This window comes from Asticcacaulis sp. DW145 (genome assembly GCF_037101385.1).
GTDB classification, from domain to species: Bacteria; Pseudomonadota; Alphaproteobacteria; order Caulobacterales; family Caulobacteraceae; genus Asticcacaulis; species Asticcacaulis currens.
In genome coordinates, this window is the sequence record NZ_AP029024.1 from 839,067 (window position 1) to 859,823 (window position 20,757).

The 20,757-nt window shown below is 60.8% G+C and carries 23 protein-coding genes; 17 read left to right on the forward strand and 6 right to left on the reverse strand.

Annotation, left to right across the window (positions count from 1 at the left end):
* Position 1: 1 nt before the first annotated feature.
* The 13 genes from rpmD to AACH73_RS03965 all read left to right on the forward strand — a co-directional run bounded on the left by rpmD (position 2) and on the right by AACH73_RS03965 (position 11,814).
* Positions 2-178, forward strand: coding sequence for a 50S ribosomal protein L30 (gene rpmD, locus AACH73_RS03905; RefSeq protein WP_013478476.1), 177 nt, complete (start codon positions 2-4; stop codon positions 176-178).
* 148 nt (positions 179-326) lie between these two features.
* Positions 327-806 carry a 50S ribosomal protein L15 gene (gene rplO / locus AACH73_RS03910; protein WP_272740526.1) on the forward strand — a complete coding sequence of 160 codons (480 nt, stop codon included), beginning with the start codon at positions 327-329 and terminating at the stop codon, positions 804-806.
* A gap of 174 nt (positions 807-980) precedes the next feature.
* Positions 981-2,333, forward strand: coding sequence for a preprotein translocase subunit SecY (gene secY / locus AACH73_RS03915; RefSeq protein ID WP_272740525.1), 1,353 nt, complete (start codon positions 981-983; stop codon positions 2,331-2,333).
* Positions 2,330-2,902 carry an adenylate kinase gene (locus tag AACH73_RS03920; RefSeq protein WP_272740524.1) on the forward strand — a complete coding sequence of 191 codons (573 nt, stop codon included), beginning with the start codon at positions 2,330-2,332 and terminating at the stop codon, positions 2,900-2,902. The genes secY and AACH73_RS03920 overlap by 4 nt, the downstream gene beginning before the upstream one ends.
* 348 nt (positions 2,903-3,250) lie before the next feature.
* A complete protein-coding gene (gene rpsM / locus AACH73_RS03925) occupies positions 3,251-3,619 on the forward strand; it encodes a 30S ribosomal protein S13 (protein WP_126420968.1) in 369 nt (122 codons plus the stop codon).
* Between the two features lie 14 nt (positions 3,620-3,633).
* Positions 3,634-4,023: a 30S ribosomal protein S11 gene (gene rpsK / locus AACH73_RS03930; RefSeq protein ID WP_013478481.1), complete on the forward strand. Its 390-nt coding sequence runs from the start codon at positions 3,634-3,636 to the stop codon at positions 4,021-4,023.
* Positions 4,024-4,095: 72 nt separating this feature from the next.
* Positions 4,096-5,112, forward strand: a complete 1,017-nt coding sequence (locus AACH73_RS03935; protein ID WP_226745006.1) for a DNA-directed RNA polymerase subunit alpha — start codon at positions 4,096-4,098, stop codon at positions 5,110-5,112.
* 310 nt (positions 5,113-5,422) lie between these two features.
* Complete coding sequence (gene rplQ / locus AACH73_RS03940) at positions 5,423-5,839, forward strand: 50S ribosomal protein L17 (protein WP_272740523.1); 417 nt, start codon at positions 5,423-5,425, stop codon at positions 5,837-5,839.
* 255 nt (positions 5,840-6,094) lie between these two features.
* The gene (locus AACH73_RS03945) at positions 6,095-6,247 is read left to right on the forward strand and encodes a hypothetical protein (protein WP_272740522.1); all 153 of its coding nucleotides are present in this window, start codon (positions 6,095-6,097) and stop codon (positions 6,245-6,247) included.
* A gap of 163 nt (positions 6,248-6,410) precedes the next feature.
* Positions 6,411-7,610 (forward strand): ectonucleotide pyrophosphatase/phosphodiesterase, encoded by a 1,200-nt coding sequence (locus AACH73_RS03950; protein ID WP_338735487.1) that lies wholly within the window; start codon positions 6,411-6,413, stop codon positions 7,608-7,610.
* A gap of 158 nt (positions 7,611-7,768) precedes the next feature.
* A complete protein-coding gene (locus AACH73_RS03955) occupies positions 7,769-9,028 on the forward strand; it encodes a TCR/Tet family MFS transporter (RefSeq protein WP_338735488.1) in 1,260 nt (419 codons plus the stop codon).
* 10 nt (positions 9,029-9,038) lie between these two features.
* A complete protein-coding gene (locus tag AACH73_RS03960; RefSeq protein ID WP_272740519.1) occupies positions 9,039-10,313 on the forward strand; it encodes a TCR/Tet family MFS transporter in 1,275 nt (424 codons plus the stop codon).
* An 85-nt stretch (positions 10,314-10,398) separates the two neighbouring features.
* On the forward strand, positions 10,399-11,814 hold the full coding sequence (locus tag AACH73_RS03965; RefSeq protein WP_338735489.1) for a Do family serine endopeptidase: 1,416 nt from the start codon (positions 10,399-10,401) through the stop codon (positions 11,812-11,814).
* A gap of 34 nt (positions 11,815-11,848) precedes the next feature.
* Here AACH73_RS03965 and AACH73_RS03970 read toward each other — a convergent pair whose 3' ends face one another.
* The 4 genes from AACH73_RS03970 to AACH73_RS03985 form a co-directional block, all read right to left on the reverse strand.
* Positions 11,849-12,298, reverse strand: a complete 450-nt coding sequence (locus AACH73_RS03970) for a DUF1003 domain-containing protein (protein ID WP_272740517.1) — start codon at positions 12,296-12,298, stop codon at positions 11,849-11,851.
* Positions 12,295-12,864, reverse strand: a complete 570-nt coding sequence (locus tag AACH73_RS03975; protein WP_272740516.1) for a demethoxyubiquinone hydroxylase family protein — start codon at positions 12,862-12,864, stop codon at positions 12,295-12,297. Before AACH73_RS03975 ends, AACH73_RS03970 begins: the two co-directional genes overlap by 4 nt.
* An 11-nt stretch (positions 12,865-12,875) precedes the next feature.
* A complete protein-coding gene (locus AACH73_RS03980) occupies positions 12,876-13,418 on the reverse strand; it encodes a disulfide bond formation protein B (RefSeq protein ID WP_338735490.1) in 543 nt (180 codons plus the stop codon).
* A 184-nt stretch (positions 13,419-13,602) separates the two neighbouring features.
* Positions 13,603-14,181 (reverse strand): YqaA family protein, encoded by a 579-nt coding sequence (locus tag AACH73_RS03985; RefSeq protein WP_272740514.1) that lies wholly within the window; start codon positions 14,179-14,181, stop codon positions 13,603-13,605.
* Positions 14,182-14,417: 236 nt separating this feature from the next.
* On the opposite strand from AACH73_RS03985, the gene AACH73_RS03990 reads away from it, so the two are divergent.
* The 3 genes from AACH73_RS03990 (at position 14,418) to AACH73_RS04000 (ending at position 16,622) form a co-directional block, all read left to right on the forward strand.
* Complete coding sequence (locus AACH73_RS03990) at positions 14,418-14,882, forward strand: MarR family winged helix-turn-helix transcriptional regulator (protein ID WP_272740513.1); 465 nt, start codon at positions 14,418-14,420, stop codon at positions 14,880-14,882.
* A gap of 166 nt (positions 14,883-15,048) precedes the next feature.
* Positions 15,049-15,816, forward strand: a complete 768-nt coding sequence (locus AACH73_RS03995; protein WP_272740512.1) for a hypothetical protein — start codon at positions 15,049-15,051, stop codon at positions 15,814-15,816.
* On the forward strand, positions 15,813-16,622 hold the full coding sequence (locus AACH73_RS04000) for a hypothetical protein (protein ID WP_272740511.1): 810 nt from the start codon (positions 15,813-15,815) through the stop codon (positions 16,620-16,622). The genes AACH73_RS03995 and AACH73_RS04000 overlap by 4 nt, the downstream gene beginning before the upstream one ends.
* A gap of 342 nt (positions 16,623-16,964) precedes the next feature.
* On the opposite strand, the gene ettA is transcribed toward AACH73_RS04000, so the two are convergent.
* Positions 16,965-18,632 (reverse strand): energy-dependent translational throttle protein EttA, encoded by a 1,668-nt coding sequence (ettA, locus tag AACH73_RS04005; RefSeq protein WP_338735491.1) that lies wholly within the window; start codon positions 18,630-18,632, stop codon positions 16,965-16,967.
* 402 nt (positions 18,633-19,034) lie between these two features.
* Between ettA and AACH73_RS04010 the strand changes: the two genes are divergently transcribed.
* A complete protein-coding gene (locus tag AACH73_RS04010) occupies positions 19,035-20,069 on the forward strand; it encodes an AraC family transcriptional regulator (protein ID WP_338735492.1) in 1,035 nt (344 codons plus the stop codon).
* Between the two features lie 144 nt (positions 20,070-20,213).
* Here AACH73_RS04010 and AACH73_RS04015 read toward each other — a convergent pair whose 3' ends face one another.
* Positions 20,214-20,702 (reverse strand): GAF domain-containing protein, encoded by a 489-nt coding sequence (locus AACH73_RS04015; RefSeq protein ID WP_272740508.1) that lies wholly within the window; start codon positions 20,700-20,702, stop codon positions 20,214-20,216.
* Positions 20,703-20,757 lie beyond the last annotated feature (55 nt).

Here is a 20,757-nt window from a genome sequence, read left to right on the forward strand (position 1 = left end):
CATGGCTCAAGTCACTGTCAAGCAAACCGGCAGCCCCATCCGCCGCACCAAGGACCAGCGTGCTACGCTCGCCGGTCTGGGTCTCAACAAGATGGGCCGTGTCTCGACTCTGGAGGACACCCCTTCGGTCCGCGGCATGATCGCCAAGGTCGCTCACCTTATCGAAATCGTTGAGTAAGCGGCTCCGCCGAGATTAAAACAAAGACGCCCCGGCCTCCGTGTCGGGGCGTTTTGCTATTTATGAGAGCCGTGTTTCTTAACGGTTTCCGTTTTTCCAGCCGAGTTGGCCTTAGCGCCAGCGCATCTTATCAAGAAAGGCATCCCAGATGACCAAGCTGAATGAAATCCGTGACAATGAAGGCGCCACCAAGGGCCGTATGCGCGTTGGCCGTGGTCCCGGTTCGGGCAAGGGCAAGACGTCGGGTCGTGGTGTAAAGGGTCAGAAGTCGCGTACCGGCGTATCGCTGCTGGGCTTCGAAGGCGGCCAAATGCCGCTGTACATGCGTATGCCGAAGCGTGGCTTCAACAAGCACAACCGCGCTGAATACGCCGAAGTCAACCTGTGGCGTCTGCAACAGGCCGTTGACGCGGGCAAGCTCGACGCCACCGCCACCATCGACGCCGCCGCTCTGAAGGCCGCCGGTGTGATCCGTCGTGAACTCGACGGCGTGCGCCTCCTAGGCGAAGGCGAACTGAAGGCCAAGCTGACCCTGTCGGTCTATTCGGCCACCGCTTCGGCGGTCAAGGCGGTCGAAGCCGCGGGTGGTTCGGTCGCTCAGGCCCGTCCCGCCAAGACCGAAGCCTAAGTCAAAAATGTCACGCACCCTGATCTTTAAGGATCAGGGTGCGGCATTTTCGTTTTCGCTTCCCCATATGCGACCAAAGCCGGGCGTCACTCGCTTTGACAACGGCTTACGGGGCCCGTAAGGGTGGTATAGACAGGACGGAATCATGCGTTTCGTCCGCGACTTGAGGTTTTCATGGCATCTGCGGCTGAACAATTAGCGGCCAATCTGAACTTCAGCGCCTTTGCCAAGGCGACGGAGCTTCATAAGCGTCTTCTTTTCACTCTGGGCGCGCTGATCGTCTATCGTCTGGGGACCTATATCCCCATTCCTGGCATTGATCTGGCGGCTTTCGAGCGGGCCTTCTCCGGCCAGTCTCAGGGCATTCTGGGCATGTTCAACATGTTCTCCGGCGGTGCCGTTGAACGTATGGCCATCTTCGCCCTGAACATCATGCCTTATATCTCGGCGTCGATCATCGTTCAGCTTATGGGGTCGGTCTATGCGCCGTGGGAAAAGCTGCGCAAGGAAGGCGGCGAAGCGGGGCGCAAGCAGCTCAATCAATATACCCGCTATCTGGCTCTTATTCTGGCACTTGTGCAGTCCTTCTCCATCGCGGCTGGTATGCAGGCGTCGGGTCTGGCGCTCGATCCCGGGCCGATGTTCCTGATTTCCTCAGTTGTTACCCTGACGGGCGGCACCATGTTCCTGATGTGGCTGGGTGAGCAGATCACGGCGCGCGGCGTCGGTAACGGCACCTCACTGATTATTTTCGCCGGTATCGTCGCGGTCCTGCCGCGCACCATCGGCAACCTGCTGGCGCTCGCCAAGGAAGGGCAGATCAATGCTGGCGTCCTGCTGCTGATCGTGCTGGTGCTGGTCGCGGCTATCGTCTTCATCGTGTTCATGGAGCGCTCGCAGCGTCGTCTGCTCGTGCAGTATCCGAAGCGTCAGGTGGGCAACCGCGTCATGGGCGGCGAATCGTCCTTCATGCCGCTCAAGGTCAACACCGCGGGTGTCATTCCGCCGATCTTCGCCTCGTCACTTCTGCTGATGCCGACGACGGCCGCCGCCTTCCTGGCGCGTGACCCGTCTAAGGTGCCGGAATGGCTGTCGTGGCTGCCGGGCGTGACGGCGCAACTGACTCACGGTCAGCCGGTCTTTATGGCGCTCTATGCGGCCATGATCATCTTCTTCTGCTTCCTCTACACCTCTCTGGTCTTCAATCCCGACGAAACGGCCGAAAACCTGCGCAAGTATGGCGGCTTCCTGCCGGGCATCCGTCCGGGCAAGCGCACGGCGGAGTACCTTGACTTCGTGCTGACCCGCATCACGGTTATCGGCGCGGCCTATATCACCATCGTCTGTCTGCTGCCGGAATTCCTTATCTCGAACCTGGGCAACAGCTTCTATTTCGGCGGCACCTCGATCCTGATCGTCGTGACCGTCACCATGGATACGGTGGCTCAGATTCAATCGCATCTGCTGGCGCACCAGTATGATGGCCTGATCAAGAAATCAAAAATGCGGGGAGCGCGCGGCAGATGAACCTGATTCTTTTCGGACCTCCGGCAGCGGGAAAAGGCACGCAGGCCAAGCGTCTGGTCGTGGCGCACAATATGGTGCAGCTTTCGACCGGTGATATGCTGCGCGCCGCCATCGCATCGGGTTCCGAGCTGGGCCAGAAGGTCAAGTCGATTATCGACACGGGCGGGCTGGTGTCCGATGACATTGTGATCGACCTGATCAAGACCAATCTGCCGGCAGCCGAAGCCGCGGGCGGCGCCATTTTTGACGGCTTCCCGCGTACCGTGGCTCAGGCCGAGGCGCTCGACGCCATGCTGGCCGAACGCGATGCGACTATCGACATCGTCGTCCGCCTCAAGGTTGATGACAATGCGCTGGTCGAACGCATCGAAAAGCGTTTTGCCGAGCAGGGGCGTTCGGACGATAATCCGGAAAGCTATAAGGTCCGCCTGGCGGCCTATAATGCCCAGACCGCACCGCTGCTGCCCTACTACGCGACGCAGGGCAAGCTGGTCGAGGTCGATGGCATGGGTTCGGTCGAAGAGGTTTCGGCCCGTATCGAAGCCGCGCTTTCGGAACACGTAAATTAATTGAGATTCGGAAACCTTGGTTTCCAATGCCTTCACCCCAAAACAGGGGCGGGGGCACCCCTCCGGCTCAGGCCGGAACCCAACCCTACCGTCTTTTTGGGGCTTGCAACGGCTTTCACCTCCCGTTAACGGCTTCGGACAACGGAACTCACCGGGACATTGTCAGTTTCAGTTTGAATCTTGACAATATCTCAATCCTACCCATTGACGGGAGCCAAACCCTCTGTATAAGGGGCAGCTTCCGCGAAAGGCGCTTGTGCCCGCTCACCCGCCATCCCTGAGGGATGGGGTGGCAGGCGCGTCCCTTTCGCCTTTTAACGTGTCAACGCACGTTCAGGAGATTCAGACGTGGCCCGTATCGCAGGCGTCAACATACCGACCAACAAGCGCGTTGTGATCGCGCTCCAGTATATCCACGGCATTGGTCAGCAAAAGGCCAAGGAAATCGTGGAAAAGGTGGGCATCGAAGACGCCCGCCGTGTCAACCAGCTTTCGGACGCCGAGGTGCTGCAGATCCGCGAAACCATCGACCGTGACTATCTGGTCGAAGGCGATCTGCGTCGCGAAACGTCCATGAACATCAAGCGCCTGATGGACTTGGCCTGCTACCGCGGCCTGCGTCACCGTAAGGGCCTGCCGGTCCGTGGTCAGCGCACTCACACTAACGCCCGCACCCGCAAGGGTCCGGCGAAGCCCATCGCCGGCAAGAAGAAGTAATCGGGATCTGATTTATGGCCAAAGAACCTTCCCGCGTTAAAAAGCGCGAGCGTAAAAACATCACTTCGGGCGTGGCGCACGTCAACGCCTCGTTCAACAACACCATGATCACCATCACGGATGCGCAGGGTAATGCGATTTCGTGGTCGTCGGCTGGTCACATGGGCTTCAAGGGTTCGCGTAAATCGACCCCTTACGCGGCTCAGGTTGCCGCTGAAGACGCCGGCAAGAAGGCGATCGAGCACGGTGTGAAGACGCTGGAAGTCAGCGTTGCCGGTCCTGGTTCGGGCCGTGAGTCGGCTCTGCGCGCACTGCAAGCCGTCGGCTTCACGATCACCACCATCCGTGACGTGACCCCGATCCCGCACAACGGTTGCCGTCCGCCGAAGCGTCGTCGCGTTTAATACCGATTTCTACCCCTTTTCCGTTGCCCTCGGCGTGAAGCTGAGGGCAACCTTTCTCGTCTGAGGGACGCAATGATCGAAAGAAACTGGCAGCAGCTTATTCGTCCCGAGAAGCCCCAAATCGAGTCCGGTCAGGATTCCCAGCGCAAGATGCGTCTTGTTGCGGAACCCCTGGAACGCGGCTTTGGCGTGACGCTCGGCAATGCTCTGCGCCGCGTGCTCCTGTCCTCCCTGCAAGGGGCGGCGGTGACGGCGGTACAAATCGACGGCGTTGTTCACGAATTCTCCTCCATCGAGGGTGTTCGTGAGGACGTGGTCGATATCATCCTCAATATCAAACAACTGGCGCTGCGTATGCACGCCGAAGGCCCAAAGCGCATGGTTCTGCGCGCATCGTCGGCTGGACCGGTGACCGCGGGCATGATCGACGTCCCGTCGGACATCGAAGTGCTGAACCCCGACCACGTCATTTGTACGCTGGACGAAGGCGCTTCGGTGCGTATGGAGTTCACGGTTCAGACCGGCAAGGGCTACGTCCCCGCCGACCGTCTGCGTCCGGAAGACGCGCCGATCGGCCTGATCGCCGTCGATGCGCTCTATTCGCCGGTCAAGAAAGTGGCTTACCGCGTCGAGCCGACCCGTCAGGGTCAGTCGCTCGACTATGATAAGCTGGTGCTCGACGTTGAAACCAATGCGGCGGTGACGCCGGTGGACGCCGTGGCCTATGCCGCGCGCATCCTGCAGGATCAGCTTCAGATCTTCATCACCTTCGAAGAGCCGAAGCCGGCTGTCGTCGAAGAAGGCAAGCCTGAGCTGCCGTTCAACCCGGCCCTCCTCAAGAAGGTCGATGAACTGGAACTCAGCGTCCGTTCGGCGAACTGCCTGAAGAACGACAACATTGTCTATATCGGCGACCTGATCCAGAAGACGGAATCGGAAATGCTCCGTACCCCGAACTTCGGCCGCAAGTCGCTGAACGAAATCAAGGAAGTTCTGCAATCGATGGGTCTGTCGCTCGGCATGGATGTGCCGAATTGGCCGCCGGAGAATGTCGAGGACCTCGCCAAGAAGTTCGAAGACCAGATCTAACTTTCTCACATCTCGATCTCGGTATGCGATATCGAGGTGTGGTAATCAAGATGGCGAAAGCCAGGCTCGGGTCGGCATAGTTCGTACTTGGGGCCTGGCTTTCACTTTTTATAGAAGGTGAATTTTACGAAATTCATTTTCGACTTACCGGGAAAGACCAAAACCTTGTCCCGGTAATTTCCAAAGGACATGTCGTCCGGCGGACGTTCGGAGCGGGCAGGGGTCACGAAGGCCCTTCGACCTTGAGCTTTGGGCCTGTTTTTGGGGCCACGCACAGCCAGAGTGCGGCGTGGTCTTATGGAGAACTATTATGCGTCACGGTTCCGGTTACCGTAAACTCGGTCGTACCACCTCGCACCGCATCGCCATGTTTGCCAACATGTCGGCCTCGCTCATCAAGCACGAGCAGATCGTCACCACCCTGCCGAAGGCCAAGGAACTGCGTCCTTTCGTCGAAAAGCTGGTCACGCTCGCCAAGTCGGGCACACTGCACGACCGTCGTATCGCCATCTCGCGCGTCCGTGACGTGACCCAGGTCGGCAAGCTGTTCGACGTGCTGGCCAAGCGCTATGCCGATCGCAACGGCGGCTATATCCGCATCATGAAGGCCGGCTTCCGCCACGGCGACAACGCCGCCATGGCCGTCATCGAATTCGTCGATCGTGACGAGTCGGCCAAGGGTCAGGATTCGGGCCCGGTCTTCACCGCTGACGCTGGCGAAGAATAAGTCAGGGCCCATAGCCCTTTGAGAAAAGGCCTCCGGAGCGATCCGGAGGCCTTTTTCATACTTCATCAACCTCTGTTAACGCGCCTGTGAACAATTGGGGCAGAACTGTGACTGTCTTAGCGGGGCTTTATTCCCTATCGTTCAGATGCAGATTTCGTCAGAGTGCGTCTGAAACGTCTAGGCTGACCTTTCAAGGCCAACGCCCTCCCCGTGATGAAATTGGCAGCGTTCCCCAAAAGCCAACAGGAGGTTTACATGCTGAGTGATACCCGGACCATTGATGTCGGCGGCGTGCTCGCCCTGTCCGAAGCGATGACGGAATATGCCTATACCGATCACAGCGAAACGGTCGATGCACCGGAAGTGTTCGACCAACCGCTGCTGGACGCGGTGCGCGCCTGCGATTGACACCTGTATAATCCTGAACACAGGCCTCCGGTTTCGCCGGGGGCCTTTTTGGTGTTGATACAGCCCTTGTCATCGACCTGTCATGCCCGCTAGTTACGACGGAAAGGGATTTTTGTAGAAGGCGTTGCGTATGCGGACTTTGTGGCGGTTGTGGTTTTGCGGTTTGGCCGCGCTTATCCTGTCGGCCTGCGCCAGCCTGCCGTCGGAGACTTCGTCCCCGCGCCACACCCTGATCCTTATCTCGATTGATGGCTGGCGCGCCGACTATCAGACGCGCGGTCTGACGCCCAATCTCAGTTATCTGGCCGAAAACGGGGCGACCGGCCCGATGCGCCCCAGCTTTCCGTCCCTGACCTTCCCCAACCACTATACGCTGGTGACGGGCAAGCGTCCGGACCACCACGGTATTGTCGGCAACACCATGCGCGACCCGCAGCGCCCCGGCGTAACCTTCAGGCTGTCGGACCGCGAACAGGTGACCGACGGCTCTTGGTGGAACGATGCCGAGCCCTTCTGGGTGACGGCCCAGGCTCAGGGCGTGAAGGTGGCCACCATGTTCTGGCCCGGTTCCGAAGCCGAGATCCACGGCGCACGCCCCTATAAATACGCGACCTTTGAAGACCATGTGCCGCCCGCTACGGTGGTTGAGCGCGGTCTGGCCTGGTTCGATGTACCTGAGGCCGAACGCCCGCAGGCCCTGACCCTCTATTTCAGCGACGTCGATCATGCCGGGCACGACTTCGGTCCTGACAGCCCGGAGGTGGCGGCCTCTTTGCAAGCCGTGGACGAGGGGATAGGCCACCTGATCGCGGGCCTTAAGGCGCGGCGTCTTTGGGGCAAGGTCAATATCGTCATTGTCGGCGACCACGGCATGACGCGGCACAAGCCCGAAACCTTTATCAAGGTGGCGGACCTACTGCCCCCCGACAGCGCGACGGTCTATGGCGGTCAGGCGGCGGGCTTTATACCCAATCCGGGCAGGGAAAAGCAGGTTGAGGCCGCCCTGCTGAAACCGCACGCCCATATGCAATGCTGGCGCAAACAGGACATACCGGCGCGCTTTCACTACGGCACACACCGCCGCGTGCCGCCGATCGTCTGTCTGGCCAATCCGGGCAGCTACATCGTGGCCCCCTCGCGCGACGACTGGATGCCGAAGCCACAGGGCGGGAGTCACGGCTATGATCCCTATAATCCGGAGATGTTTACGCGCCTCATCGTCTTTGGCCCCGATATCCGGCCGGGCGTCACGCTGAAGACGTTTGACAATGTCGATGTCTATCCGCTGATCATGCACCTGATGCATGTCAAGGCGCAGCCATCGGACGGTCGTCTGCGCGATCTGGCCCCTGCTCTCAGATAGGTCTGGGATGGCACGCAATGGATTTCACGAAATAAACGTAGAAAAAACAGTTTGTTGCTCCGATAAATTGCCGTGCCGAAATCGCAGGGCGGACTAGCCAAGTCCGACGAATTAACCTATGTAGGTCCGCTGTTTTAATTCGTCTGCAAGGCTGGAACGTGAGCGGAACACCCGAACTGTCGCGCCCTCATAAGGCGGCGGTCCCGTTTATCTATGTCACCATCTGCCTCGATATCGTGGCGCTGGGCCTGATCATTCCGGTGACGCCCGCCCTGATCGCGGACTTTGTCGGTGATGTGTCGGCGGCGGGCTACTGGGTGGGCCTGTTTGGTTCGCTGTGGGGCGTGATGCAGTTTATTTCCTCGCCGGTCGTGGGGGCCCTGTCGGACCGCTTCGGTCGCCGGCCCATCGTGCTGCTCTCCAATTTCGGCCTGGGTATGGACTATCTGCTGATGGCCATGGCGCCGGGGCTCGGCTGGCTGCTGCTGGGGCGTCTGATCAACGGCATCACCTCGGCCAGTATTTCGACAGCCTATGCCTATATTTCCGATGTGACCCAGCCGGAAAACCGTGCCAAATATTTCGGCATGATGGGGGCCGCGTTCGGTCTGGGCTTCGTTCTGGGGCCGCTCTTGGGTGGGGTGCTGGGCGATATTGAGCCGCGTCTGCCGTTTTATGTGGCGGCGGGGTTGAGCCTGCTGAACTTCTGCTATGGCCTGTTTGTCCTGCCCGAATCCCTGCCCTTGCAAAACCGCAAGCCCTTCTCGCTGCGCACCGCCAATCCGCTGGGGGCTCTGACCTTCCTCAGCCGCAATGGCGACCTGATGCGCCTGTCTCTTGTCAATCTGACGGTCAATTTCGCCCATCAGGTTCTGCCGACCACCTTCGTCCTCTATGCCGCTCTGCGCTTCGGCTGGGGCCCCAAGGAGGTGGGCTGGACGCTGGCGGCGGTCGGCGTGTGCAGCGCCATCGTGCAGGCGGGTCTGACCGGGCGTGTGGTCAAGGCCATCGGCGAAAAGAAGGCCATGCTGTTGGGCCTGAGCTTCGGTGTTATCGGCTTCCTCGGCTACGGACTGGCGCCCACCTGGCAGGCCTATGTCCTCTTTATCCCGTTGATGAGCCTGTGGGGCCTGACGGGTCCGGCGGCGCAGGCCCTGATGACCTCAAAGGTCGCCCCGCAGGAACAGGGCACCTTGCAGGGGGCCAATATGAGCCTGATGTCGGCGGCGGGCATCTTCGCGCCCCTGACCTTCGGGGCGGTGTTTGCCGTGGCCTCGACCCACGGGCCGGTGACCGCCGGTGCGCCCTTTGTGCTGGCGGCCGCCATTCTGGGTCTGGCCCTGCTGATCGCCGCCGGCGTCAAGGCCGCCATACGCCACAGCGGCAACGGCGCGCCGCCGTCCGGCCCCGTACACTGACCGAGGCGACATGGGGGGCGTGAAAGCACATCTCAAACCGGGGGTGATGTTCATCTTCATCACCGTCTGTCTCGACATGATGGCGCTGGGGCTCGCCATACCGGTCCTGCCGCGCCTGATCGAAACCTTTGTCGGCTCGGTGACGGCGGCCAGCTGGTGGAGCGGGGTGTTCAACTCGCTGTGGGGCTTCACGCAGTTCGTCTGCTCCCCCATATTGGGGTCGCTGTCCGACCGCTTCGGCCGCCGCCCCATCATCCTGATGTCCAATCTGGGGCTGGCGCTCGACTATCTGATCATGGCGCTGAGCGGCAATCTGATGTGGCTTCTGATCGGGCGACTGCTCAACGGCGTGACCTCGTCCTCGATCACCACGGCCTATGCCTATATCAGCGACATTTCCGAGCCAGACGAACGCGCGCAGATGTACGGCTATATCGGTGCGGCCTTCGGTGTCGGTTTCGTCATGGGCCCGGCGCTGGGCGGGCTGCTTGGCCATATCGACCTGAGATTGCCCTTCTGGGTGGCGGGCGGCTTGAGCGTGCTGAACGCGCTCTATGGGGCGCTGGTCCTGCCGGAATCGCTCGATAAGGCGCACCGCAAACCCTTCAGCCTGAAAAACGCCAATCCGATCGGCTCAATCCTCTTCCTGTGGCAGGCCAAAAGCGTCATGCGTCTGGCCCTGATCAGCACGGTGTCGAACTTCGCCCACCACGTCATCCCGGCGACTTTTGTGCTGTATGCCAGCTACCGGCTGGGCTGGGGCGGGCGCGAGGTCGGTCTGGCCATGGCCTATTACGCCGTGTGGGCGGTGATCGTGCAGGGCGGGCTGACCGGTATAGTCGTTAAGCGGATCGGCGAGAAGGCGACTCTGGTCATTGGCCTTTTGTGCGGCGTCGTGGGCTTTATGAGCTATGGCTACAATACCGACTGGCGCGTGTTTCTGATCACCATTCCGGTCATGAGTTGCTGGGGCATGACCAATGCCGCCCTGCAATCTCTGATGACGACGCGCGTCGGCACCGGCGATCAGGGCCTGCTGCAAGGGGCGGTCAACAGCCTGATGTCGCTGTCGGGCATCGTCGCGCCGTTTGTTTTCGGCTACATTCTGTCGGTGATGACGCGACCGGGCGTGGATAAGGTGTGGTCGGGGGCGGCCTTCTTCTCGGCGGCTGTGGTGCTGCTGCTGGCGTTTCTGATGGCGCTGGGCGTGCGCGACCGTTCAAAGGACGAACCGGTACCGGAGGTGCCCAAGCCCGTGCACCACGACCACGAACCGCTGTTCTGATTTCGTGGCCAAACCTTGCGGCCTTGAAGTCGCCATTTTGGTTTTTACATTAGTCCCTATGACGATAAGAGCCAAAGAGATCACCATGACCTTGAAATCCGCCCTGCTGGTGTCCGTTTGCGCCGTAATGGCCGCCTGTTCACCGGGCGAGGGCAAGTCGCAAGACTATCAGGGCTTTAATCAGGCCCCGGCCCCGGCGACGCGCAAGGTGCCGGGCGATGCCGGTGCCATGAAGTCGTCCTTCTCGCCCGTGGTCAAGCAGACGGCGCCCGCCGTGGTCAACGTCTATGCGCGGCGCGTGACCCGTCAGCAGGTCGATCCCTTCTGGCAGTTGTTCGGTGGCGGCGTGCCGCAGGCCCGCGTCGAGCAGTCGCTGGGTTCCGGCGTCATCGTGCGCGCCGACGGCATTGTGGTCACCAACAACCACGTGGTGCAGGGCGGTCAGGAATTCATGGTGGTGCTCAATGATCGCCGCGAATTTCCGGCCAAGGTGCTGCTGGCCGATGAACGCAGCGATCTCGCCATCCTCAAGCTCGACACCACCGGTCAGAAGTTCCCGACCATCAATCTTCAGGAAGGCCACGATCTTGAGGTCGGTGATCTGGTGCTGGCCATCGGCAACCCGTTCGGCGTGGGGCAGACCGTCACCAACGGCATCATCTCGGCCTTGGACCGCACCGATGTGGGGCAGGGCGAGGGGGCTTTTATTCAGACCGACGCGGCCATCAATCCCGGCAATTCGGGCGGGGCGCTGGTCGATATGGACGGTCGCCTGATCGGTATTAACTCGTTCATCCTGTCGCGCTCAGGCTCGTCAGCCGGCGTCGGCTTTGCTATCCCTGCGGCCATGGTGCGCCGCGCGGTCGATACGGCTCTGGGCGGTAAATCGACGCTGGTGCGGCCGTGGCTGGGGGCCAAAGGCGACGGCATGACCACCGAAATCGCCCGCTCTCTGGGCCTGTCGCGTCCGGACGGTATTCTGGTCTCCGACGTCTACCCCGGCGGTCCGGCGGACAAGGCGGGCCTGAAGACCGGCGACGTCATCCTGGGCATCAATGGCGAGGCCGTTAACGACCCCAAGGCGCTGAACTATCGCGTCGGCCTGCTCAATCCCAATGACGCGGCGGCGCTGAAGGTGTTGCGCGCGGGCAAGGAATTAAGCCTGACGGCCCGCGTCTCTCCGCCTAGCGGCGCACCCAAGGACCAGCGCGCCCTCAACGGCAACTTCCCGCTGAATGGGGCCACCGTCGTCAACCTGTCGCCGGCTGTCGCCGATGAGATCGGGCTTGATCCGTTTGCCGCATCGAAGGGCGTGATGATTTATTCGCTGTCCGGGCGTTCCTACGCGGCGGCAGCCGGCTTCCGACCGGGTGACATCGTCAAGGACGTCAATGGACAGGCCATCACCTCGACGGCGCAACTGGAGTCGGTAATGAAGTCGGCGCGCCGCTTCACCATTACCATCAGCCGTGGCGGTCAGAACATCACGGCGCAATTTTGATGAACCGCCTCCCTTGCAATAGCGAGGGCGGCGATCAGTCCCGTTTCGCCAGTTCGGCCCGCAGCGCGCGGTTATCCTCGATCAGCGCTTCGACCAGCCCAATCAGCCGCGCCACGTCCTGTTCGCGCAGCAGGTCCATCTTTTCGTGCAGGCCGCAGATATCTTCTTCGGCCTTGATATTAACGTGGTAATCGGCCTCTGCCTTCTGACGATCCACTTCGGCCTGCCGGTTTTGCGACATCATGATGATGGGCGCGGTGAAGGCCGCCTGAAACGACAGGACCAGATTGAGGAGGATGAACGGGTAGGGGTCCCAGCCGCGAATCCACGCCACGCTGTTGACCGCGATCCAGCCGAACAGCAGGATCGACTGAATGATGATAAAGCGCCACGACCCGACGATGGCGGCGATACCGTCGGCTGCCTTGGCCCCCAGATTGCGCAGGTCTTCGGCGCGGTGCGGCGGCAGCGGGACGGGGCTCATATCTTCTCGCTGATCTTGATGGCCAGCTTGCAGCCGCCTTTGATTACCGCCGACAGCAGCGGATAGAAGGGGGCCTCGTGCGCCCCTTCTTCGATGGCGTGATCGTGGTGGCGCAATTCATCGTCGCGAAACTGCTTAAGCTCGGCCGCCAGTTCCGGGTCGCGCGCCTGCGTCTCGGCAATCTGACCTTGGTAATGTTCGGAGATAACGCTTTCGACCGCTTCGGTGCAGGCGTGAGCGGCCTTTTCGCCCAGAAGCGCCGTCGCCGCACCCAGACCCAGCGCCGCCATACGCCACACCGGCGTCATCACGGTCGGTCGCACCTGATGGTCGCGCATCAGGGTTTCGAAGCGGTCCAGATGCACCTGCTCCTCGCCCTCCATGCGTTTGAGGTCATCGCTCAGGGTGGCGTGCGGCGTCGCGGCAAACACAGCCGCCTGCGCGCGATAGATATGCACAGCCGCCAGTTCGCCGGCGTGATCGACGCGCAGGATTTCGTGCAGGCGGCGCTGACGCTCGCCCGCACCGGGCTTGGGAGGCGTTAATCGCAGGGCGGCTTCCGTCATGTTCAGGCCTCTCAGGCGTGACGTGCCTGCCGCTGGGACAGGCGGTAATAGAGTTGAAGGCGCAGGGAGGCGATCAGGCTGAGGATTGCCAGTGCGCCGGAGATGATGGCGTTCCAGCCTGCCATACTCAGGCCCAGAAAGCGCCACGCCACAATGTCGCACTGCGGGGCCTTGAACTTGCCGCCGGACAGCATGGCGGCAATCGAATCAATCGACACCTCGTCCGACACCCCGGTGCAGGTGGCGGGCAGCGCCCACCACTTTTCTTCGCCGCCCATGTGGAAGATGGCAATGGCGCAGCCCGTAGCGAAGATGGCAAACAGGACGAAGGAAAAGACACGCGGCGGGCCCTTGGCCCCGGTAAATAGCGCCCAGACCGTTCCCGCCAGCGAAACCCCGACCGCAATCCAGTAGATGTCGCGCTGTTTCAAGCACAGATGGCAGGGATTGAGATGCGCAAAGGTCTGAAAGGCGTGTGCCGCCCCCAAAAGACTCAGGGCGCTGATCAGGGCAATGACCGACCACCAGCGACTAAAGAACAGCACAGCTTTCATCACAATCGGTCGTCCCTGTTTACGCAAAGCCACATCACTTTAGAGACTTCTCGCCACAGGGGCAATCGGCTGTGTGAGGGGTTCAGAGTGTGTTTCGTTCAAATTCGATCGAAACTTACTCTTGAAACCTCGCCTGGTCGCGTATTTGGGTTCGAAAACCGCTCCGCACGTTTCGGAACGCGCTTCAGTGCATGAATTTTACGGCCACGATGCCCAGAACGATCACAGCGACGCCGGCGATGGCCACCAGATTGATGCGCTTTTCGATCAGTTCGCGTGCCTGCGGGCCGAAGCGCTTGAGCAGGAAGGCCGTCAGATAGAAGCGCGCGCCACGGGTGATCACGCAGCAGATAAAGAAGATAGCCAGATTGAGCTGGCCCATGCCTGAGGCAATGGTCACCAGCTTGAACGGAATCGGCGTCAGACCCTTGATCAGGATAGCCCAGGCGCCCCATTCCTGAATGATGGCGTGGAAGCTGTCGAGATTGCCCGAATACCCGAACAGGCCGAGGATTTTCAGACCGATATCGGCCAGATAATAGCCGATCGCGTAGCCAAACAGGCCGCCGATGACCGAGGCCACCGTGCAGATGAAGGCCAGTCGATAGGCCTTTTCCGGTTTGGCCAGCGCCATGGGGGCCAGCATCACGTCCGGCGGAATCGGAAAGAACGAGCTTTCGGCGAAAGAAATGGCTGCCAGAACTTTTTCAGCATTGGGACGGGCCGCCTGTTTCAGGGTCCAGTCATATAAGGGGCGCAGCAAGGTATAAATCCATGACTTAAAGATATTCCTTTCGCCATAACAGCTTGAGGGACGCTTGTCGCCTCACACCCTGTTGCGGTGCGAAATAAATGACGAGGTGTGGTACCTGCGCCGCCAGCGTGTCGAAATCAAGGCAAGGGCGCATTAGTCCGGGTTTATGACGAATTAAAAAAATCTCATTTGTATTTATGACATTATGGCGGCAATAGCAGAGTTACCTTTTGTGAGGACACCCTATGCCCTATAGCAAGCTGTCGCTGGACAATTACCTGCCCTATCGTCTGTCTGTTGCCTCGAACGCGGTTTCCGGGCTCATTTCGACGGCCTATGACAGCCTTTATGGTCTGAAGATCCCGGAATGGCGATTGATCTGGGTGCTGAACGAAGACGGCCCTTCGACCCAGCAGGCCCTCGTCAAGCGGACCGGCATGGACAAGGTGACGATTTCGCGCGCCGCTCAGGCACTGGCCAAGCGTCGCCTGATCACCCGCGCCCCGCATGAGCACGATGGCCGTTCCCACCACCTCATCCTGACCCCGGAAGGTCAGCGCCTGTTCAACGATGTCGCCCCGTCGGCGGTCGAGTTCGAAAAGGAAGTGCTGGCCAATCTTAGCGCCGAGGAGATCGAACTGATGAAGGACCTGCTGCGCCGCATCGAAGACGCCGCTTTGAAGACACAGGGTCGCAGCGGCTCGCGCTGATAACTGCCACAGCGTGCATACCAAAGGCTCATCCGTCAGGGTGGGCCTTTTTGTTGCGCCCTTTTTGCAGCGACCGCCTGAATTCGATCTACCCCGCTGGTGCAAAGCGTGGCAATCTGTTAACCCTTTGGCAGGTTAACCACTTTGGGGGAGGTTTTCAGGGTTCATGCGCTACACCGGGGACGATTATACCACGCCGCCGGACGGCTTTTATGACCCCAGCCTGTGGGACACGCTGGTCCGTCTGTGGTACAGCGGCGGTCTCTTGTGGATGGTCGGTATCGCCTTTTGCATACTGATGGTTATTGCCGGGCTGATCGTCGGGGCAAGGCGGCGCAGCGGCGTCCCGGGCGTACTCAATCGCAATGTCGATGCCCTGGGTGCGGTGATCGGTGACGCCGTGCGCGGCTCTGCGGCCGATGTGCGCGACAAATCCCAGGCGGCGATTGACGCCAATCAGGAAGTTTTCGGCCATACGACCGAGTTGATGTCTCTGGTCGGCAAACACCACGCCGCGCTGAATAAGGCCAACAGCGCCGTTAAGGAGGTCGAACCGGAAAAGAAGCCGGAAGGGGCCAAGGGATTGAACGGCATGTCCGGTGGGACGGTCATCAATATCGCCGTCAATAATGGTCAGCCGGGTCTGGCGGAGCCGGGGGCGGCACCGGGCGCGGTGGCGGCTGTCGGTGGCGAGGTGGTGGGCCTGCCCAAGGGCGAGGACAAGAAGGGCGGCAAGCCGGGCTTTGACACCACCACCAAGGTGTGGCTGGCCCTGCAAAAACTGGCCGCCCCGTGGCGTGATCTGGGGCTGATGCGCGAACACTATGTAGCGGTCTTCCGGCAGTTGACGACGGCGGAATGGCGCGATCCGCGCACGCTTTATGGGGCTGGGGAACCCGGTGCCGAAACGGCGCGTCCGAGGTGGCGGCGATGAGATACGCAGACGCACCCGAAGATTTCGGCGATCCGTTCGGGGAGGGGCCGCGTGCCGTGGCGACCATCGTTCTGGATGGTCATACGCTGATCCTGATACTGGGTTTTCTGATTGCCGGTGTCCTACTGTTTGCCCTGACCGTGTGGCTGTCGGCCCAGTTGTCGAAGGCCGGGCAACTGGCGCGGCACCGCGCGTCGGCCCGCGCCATTTATGACAGCATCCGTTTCAGCCTGCATCAGGCGGTCAGCACATCCGGTGCTTTGCAGCTTGAGCGAGCGCGCGAATTGTCGGCGGTGATCGAGGCGAAGCTGGGAACGTTGCTGGCGCTCAAAGACAAGACGGGAAAGCCGTTCGACGACCTCAAAAAAGCCCTGTCTGAGCCGGAGCCCGATCCGGAAAATCCCAAAAAAGACCCGCCGGCCAAGATCAAGGTCGATATGACCACGGACGAGCATCGGGTGGCCGTGTGGCGCGCCTTGCAGGACTTTCACGAGGCGTGGAAGGATGAGGCGCATATCCTCAACCTGCTCGAAGGGGCGCAGGATGAGTTGAGTCGCCGGGGCGTCACCTCAGCCTTCTTCTTCAGCCGTGGTCTGATCGACCCGCGCCATCCGTGGGGTGGCGCGCCCGCACCTGCGCCAAAAACGCCCAAGCCGGAAAAGATAAAGGCCAAGACGCGCCAGTCTGACGAACTGGTTGTGCTCACAGTGGCGGAAACGACACCCATAGGCCCGGACGACTTGCCGCCGCCCGCACCGCGCCCCAAGGGTAAGCTGGCCAAGCACAAGCGCAATATGCTGGCATAGACGCCTTGGCGAAAAAGCCTATCCCCCTGCCTGTGGCGGGGGGAAACCGGTCTGCCGAAGGCAGAGCCGGATGGGGGGGCTGCGAACTTTCAAAGACCACAGGGCTTTGTGAGCTAAGTTGTAAGCCCCCACCACCGCATCTCGCCCTTTCATGGCTCGTGCGGTACCCCTCCCCAGCAAGCTGGGGAGGTATAAGAGAGAGACAGCCCGAACGCTGGCGAAGCTATACTTTCGCTCTGCTATGCCCCAGCAAGCCGGGACGATATGTAAAAGCAAAACCGCCGGAGCGTGAAACTCCGGCGGTTTAATCTGTTCCAACGAACGGGTGTCGGGCCTGTGGCCCTACCGCGCGAACTTCTGGAACTTGATGCGCTTGGGGATCAGGCTGTCGGTGCCCAGGCGGCGCTTCTTGTCTTCTTCGTACATTTCGAAGTTGCCTTCGAACCATTCCACGTGGCTGTCGCCTTCGAAGGCGAGGATGTGGGTGGCCAGGCGGTCGAGGAACCAGCGGTCGTGGCTGATGACCACGGCGCAGCCCGCGAAGTCTTCGAGGGCTTCTTCGAGGGCTTGAAGCGTTTCGATGTCGAGATCGTTGGTCGGTTCGTCGAGCAGAATGACGTTACCGCCGGACGCCAGCGTCTTGGCGAGGTGGACGCGGTTGCGCTCACCGCCGGACAGCAGGCCGACCTTCTTTTGCTGATCGCCGCCCTTGAAGTTGAAGCCCCCGACATAGGCGCGCGAATTGATTTCGCGCTTGCCGACGATCATCACGTCGGTGCCGCCGGAAATGGCCTGCCAGACATTGTGATCGGGGTTGAGGTCGTCGCGCGACTGATCGACATAGGCGAGCTTGACGGTTTCACCCAGCTTGATCGTGCCGGCGTCGGGCTTTTCCTGACCGGTGATCAGCTTGAACAGGGTCGATTTACCGGCACCGTTCGGCCCGATGACGCCAACAATGCCGTTGGGCGGCAGTTTGAACGACAAATCCTTGAACAGCACCTTGTCGCCGAATTCCTTTTCGAGGCCGTTGACCTCAATGACCACGTTGCCGAGGCGCGGGCCGGGCGGGATCTGGATGGTGGCGTAGGTCTGGGCCTTGGTGGCGTGTTCCTGTTCCTCGACCATGCGCTCATAGGCGGCGAGGCGGGCCTTCGACTTGGCCTGACGGGCCTTGGCACCGGAACGCACCCATTCCAGTTCGCGGGTGAGCGCGCGCTGACGGGCTTCGGATTCGGACTGCTCCTGCACGACACGCTTTTGCTTCTGCTCCAGCCAGCCGGAGTAGTTGCCTTCATAGGGCACGCCCTTGCCGCGGTCGAGTTCCAGCGTCCACTTGGTCACCTGATCGAGGAAGTAACGATCGTGGGTGACGAGGATGACGCAGCCGGGGAAGTTTTCGAGGTGGTGCTGAAGCCAGGCGACCGATTCCGCATCGAGGTGGTTGGTCGGTTCGTCGAGCAGCAGCATGTCGGGCTTGGACAGCAGCAGGCGGGCCAGCGCCACGCGGCGCTTTTCACCCCCCGACAGCTTGGTCACACCGGACTCGTTCGGCGGGCAGCGCAGGGCGTCCATGGCCATTTCGATGCGGCTGTCGATATCCCACAAATCGCCGGCGTCGATCTTCTCCTGAAGGGCGTTCATCTCCTCCATCAGTTCGTCGCTATATTCTTCGCCCATCAGGGCCGCGACTTCGTTGAAGCGATCGACGATCTTCTTTTCTTCGCACCAGTCGATGACGTTTTCCCAGACGGTCTTCGTCTCGTCCAGCTTGGGCTCCTGCTCCAGATAGCCCATCTTGGTGCCTTCGGCGGCGCGCGCCTCGCCCGAAAATTCCTTGTCGATGCCGGCCATGATCTTCAGCAGGGTGGACTTACCCGAACCGTTGACGCCGACGACGCCGATTTTGGCGTCCGAATAGAAAGAGAGCCAGATGTTTTCAAAGACCTTCTTACCGCCGGGGTAATGCTTGGTCAGGCCCTGCATCTGGAAAATATATTGCTGCGCCATGCGAGGAGGCACCCTTGTGTCACTTGTATGGAATGGTGCGGGGGGTTTAGCCGAGGGGGGGCAAAATCACAACCTGAAAATCGGGCGGAAGGGTCAGCCTGCCGGGGTTCAGAGATAGGTTGAAGAGAAAAAGAATAGGGCGGCGACCTGACTTGCGCCTGGCCCCGCCCGCCTTCGAAATATGAGTCTGCTACGCCCGTCTCGGGCGCGATAAAAAGGATTTAAGCCAGCCTGCGCCAGCGCGCTTTATAAAGAACAGCGTGCGGCGTGTGACAAGAGGTGTGCCATCTTTTGAGACGCATGGTCATAAATGAGAGACATGAGGGTGATAGGCCTGACTGACTTTACTGACGCCAAGTCAGTGAGTTATATCCTGCCTCCGAGTATTGCCGATACCTAGCCATGACCGAACCTGTCTCAGTCACCTATTACGAAGCCGGGACCCATCTGATCCCCGGCGACGACGGACTTAAAGCCTATGCCGAGGCGATCGACCCTATTTTCGACGTAGGCGTTACCCAGGCGGGTGAGCGGACTCAGGGCTGGATCAAGACCTACCAGATCGGCAGCCTGCTGGTGGGACAGGCCTTTATGACCGGAGGCCATTTCGTCTATAGCCGCGATCAGCGCAAGGTCGCGGCGCTGGGGCTTGATGTCATTCTGGTGCAGGTAATCGAAAAGGGCGGAGACCTGCGCTTTGCCGGGGCCGAAGGGGTGCCCGGGCGGCCGGGAGATGTGTGTCTCGTCGATATGATGCGGACCTTCCGTTCGGAAACCTCGGACTGCACCAATCTCAACCTCGCCCTGCCGCGCAACCTGCTGCCGCTGTCGGCGCAGGAACTGGACGGGCTGCATGGTGTCGTGCTTCCCGGCCACACCGTCGCCGGGCAGATGATGGCGCAGCACATCCGACTGTTGTGGGGGCTGGCGTCGGGCTTGTCTGCTGACGAAATTCCGGTCGTGACGCGCGCGACCCTTGAGCTTCTGACCGCTCTCAGTGCGCCCTATCGCGGTTCCGGCGGCCCGGACGGCCACCTGCACAGTGTCCAGCTTATGCGGGTGCGTCGTCATATCGAGGCGCGTCTGGGGGATAGCGGCCTGGGGCCGGCGCGCCTGTGCCGCGATTTCGGCTTGTCGCGCGCTTCGCTCTATCGCCTGTTTACCCCTCTGGGCGGGGTCAGCGACTATATCCGCGAACGGCGGTTGCAGCAGGCCTTCACGCAACTGGCCGATCCGGCGCTGCGCCACAAGACGATGGGGCAGGTGGCACAGGATAACGGCTTTACCGGCTGGGCAGTGTTTGCCCGCGCGTTCCGCAGCCGGTTTCAGATGACGCCGGGCGAGGTGCGCGAACTGGGGCCCGAAGCGGTGGCGCGGCGGGTGCAGACCGGCGCCCCTCAGTTGCCGGACTGGCTGAGGCAGATGGATCGGTTCTAAAGCGCAATCCGATAAGGCGGATACTGCTTTTGGCTTTGCCGAGCTTCGTTTCGGAAAAACTGCGCATCACAGCAAAAACCTGGAGCCATTCCGAAACAAGGCTCATGGGTTCAACTTGGCCGATGAAGGCTCTGGCGTGGTCCCTTAAACCGCGAATACGGCGGCCATCAGGTCTTCGAGCTGTTCGCGGTCGGTGTCGTCGAAAGCCCCATAGCTTTCCGAATCGACATCGAACACCGCCAGCAGCGCGCCCGACGCGTCGAAGACCGGTACGACGATCTCGGAATTGGAGCGGGAGTCGCAGGCGATGTGCCCCGGAAAGGCGTGCACGTCGGCCACCACCTGCGTGGTCCGTTCGCGCGCCGCCGCGCCGCAGACTCCGCGTTTGAAATCAATGCGCAGACAGCCGAGTGTGCCCTGATAAGGGCCCACCACCAGCTCATCTATGCCTTGCGCCTTCTTCGTTTCATCCACGACATAGAAGCCGGTCCAGAACCAGGTGTCGAAGGCCTGAGCGCCCAGACAGGCGACGGTCGCCATGCGCGCCACCCGATTGGGCTCATTGTCGAGCACCGACAGGATTTCTTTTTTAAGGGACTGATAGATCTCTTTTTTCTGTGACGCGGTAAGCATGGGCGACCTGTGAGCGACTGAATTTCGCCTCAGGGGCGAAATCGTAAAGGGCTGA

Coding starts and splice junctions, on each gene's coding strand:
- rpmD (WP_013478476.1), top strand. CDS start 2: ATGGCTCAAGTCACTGTCAAGCAAACCGGCAGCCCCATCCGCCGCACC.
- rplO (WP_272740526.1), top strand. CDS start 327: ATGACCAAGCTGAATGAAATCCGTGACAATGAAGGCGCCACCAAGGGC.
- secY (WP_272740525.1), top strand. CDS start 981: ATGGCATCTGCGGCTGAACAATTAGCGGCCAATCTGAACTTCAGCGCC.
- AACH73_RS03920 (WP_272740524.1), top strand. CDS start 2,330: ATGAACCTGATTCTTTTCGGACCTCCGGCAGCGGGAAAAGGCACGCAG.
- rpsK (WP_013478481.1), top strand. CDS start 3,634: ATGGCCAAAGAACCTTCCCGCGTTAAAAAGCGCGAGCGTAAAAACATC.
- AACH73_RS03935 (WP_226745006.1), top strand. CDS start 4,096: ATGATCGAAAGAAACTGGCAGCAGCTTATTCGTCCCGAGAAGCCCCAA.
- rplQ (WP_272740523.1), top strand. CDS start 5,423: ATGCGTCACGGTTCCGGTTACCGTAAACTCGGTCGTACCACCTCGCAC.
- AACH73_RS03945 (WP_272740522.1), top strand. CDS start 6,095: ATGCTGAGTGATACCCGGACCATTGATGTCGGCGGCGTGCTCGCCCTG.
- AACH73_RS03960 (WP_272740519.1), top strand. CDS start 9,039: ATGGGGGGCGTGAAAGCACATCTCAAACCGGGGGTGATGTTCATCTTC.
- AACH73_RS03965 (WP_338735489.1), top strand. CDS start 10,399: ATGACCTTGAAATCCGCCCTGCTGGTGTCCGTTTGCGCCGTAATGGCC.
- AACH73_RS03970 (WP_272740517.1), bottom strand. CDS start 12,298: ATGAGCCCCGTCCCGCTGCCGCCGCACCGCGCCGAAGACCTGCGCAAT.
- AACH73_RS03975 (WP_272740516.1), bottom strand. CDS start 12,864: ATGACGGAAGCCGCCCTGCGATTAACGCCTCCCAAGCCCGGTGCGGGC.
- AACH73_RS03980 (WP_338735490.1), bottom strand. CDS start 13,418: ATGAAAGCTGTGCTGTTCTTTAGTCGCTGGTGGTCGGTCATTGCCCTG.
- AACH73_RS03990 (WP_272740513.1), top strand. CDS start 14,418: ATGCCCTATAGCAAGCTGTCGCTGGACAATTACCTGCCCTATCGTCTG.
- AACH73_RS03995 (WP_272740512.1), top strand. CDS start 15,049: ATGCGCTACACCGGGGACGATTATACCACGCCGCCGGACGGCTTTTAT.
- AACH73_RS04000 (WP_272740511.1), top strand. CDS start 15,813: ATGAGATACGCAGACGCACCCGAAGATTTCGGCGATCCGTTCGGGGAG.
- ettA (WP_338735491.1), bottom strand. CDS start 18,632: ATGGCGCAGCAATATATTTTCCAGATGCAGGGCCTGACCAAGCATTAC.
- AACH73_RS04010 (WP_338735492.1), top strand. CDS start 19,035: ATGACCGAACCTGTCTCAGTCACCTATTACGAAGCCGGGACCCATCTG.
- AACH73_RS04015 (WP_272740508.1), bottom strand. CDS start 20,702: ATGCTTACCGCGTCACAGAAAAAAGAGATCTATCAGTCCCTTAAAAAA.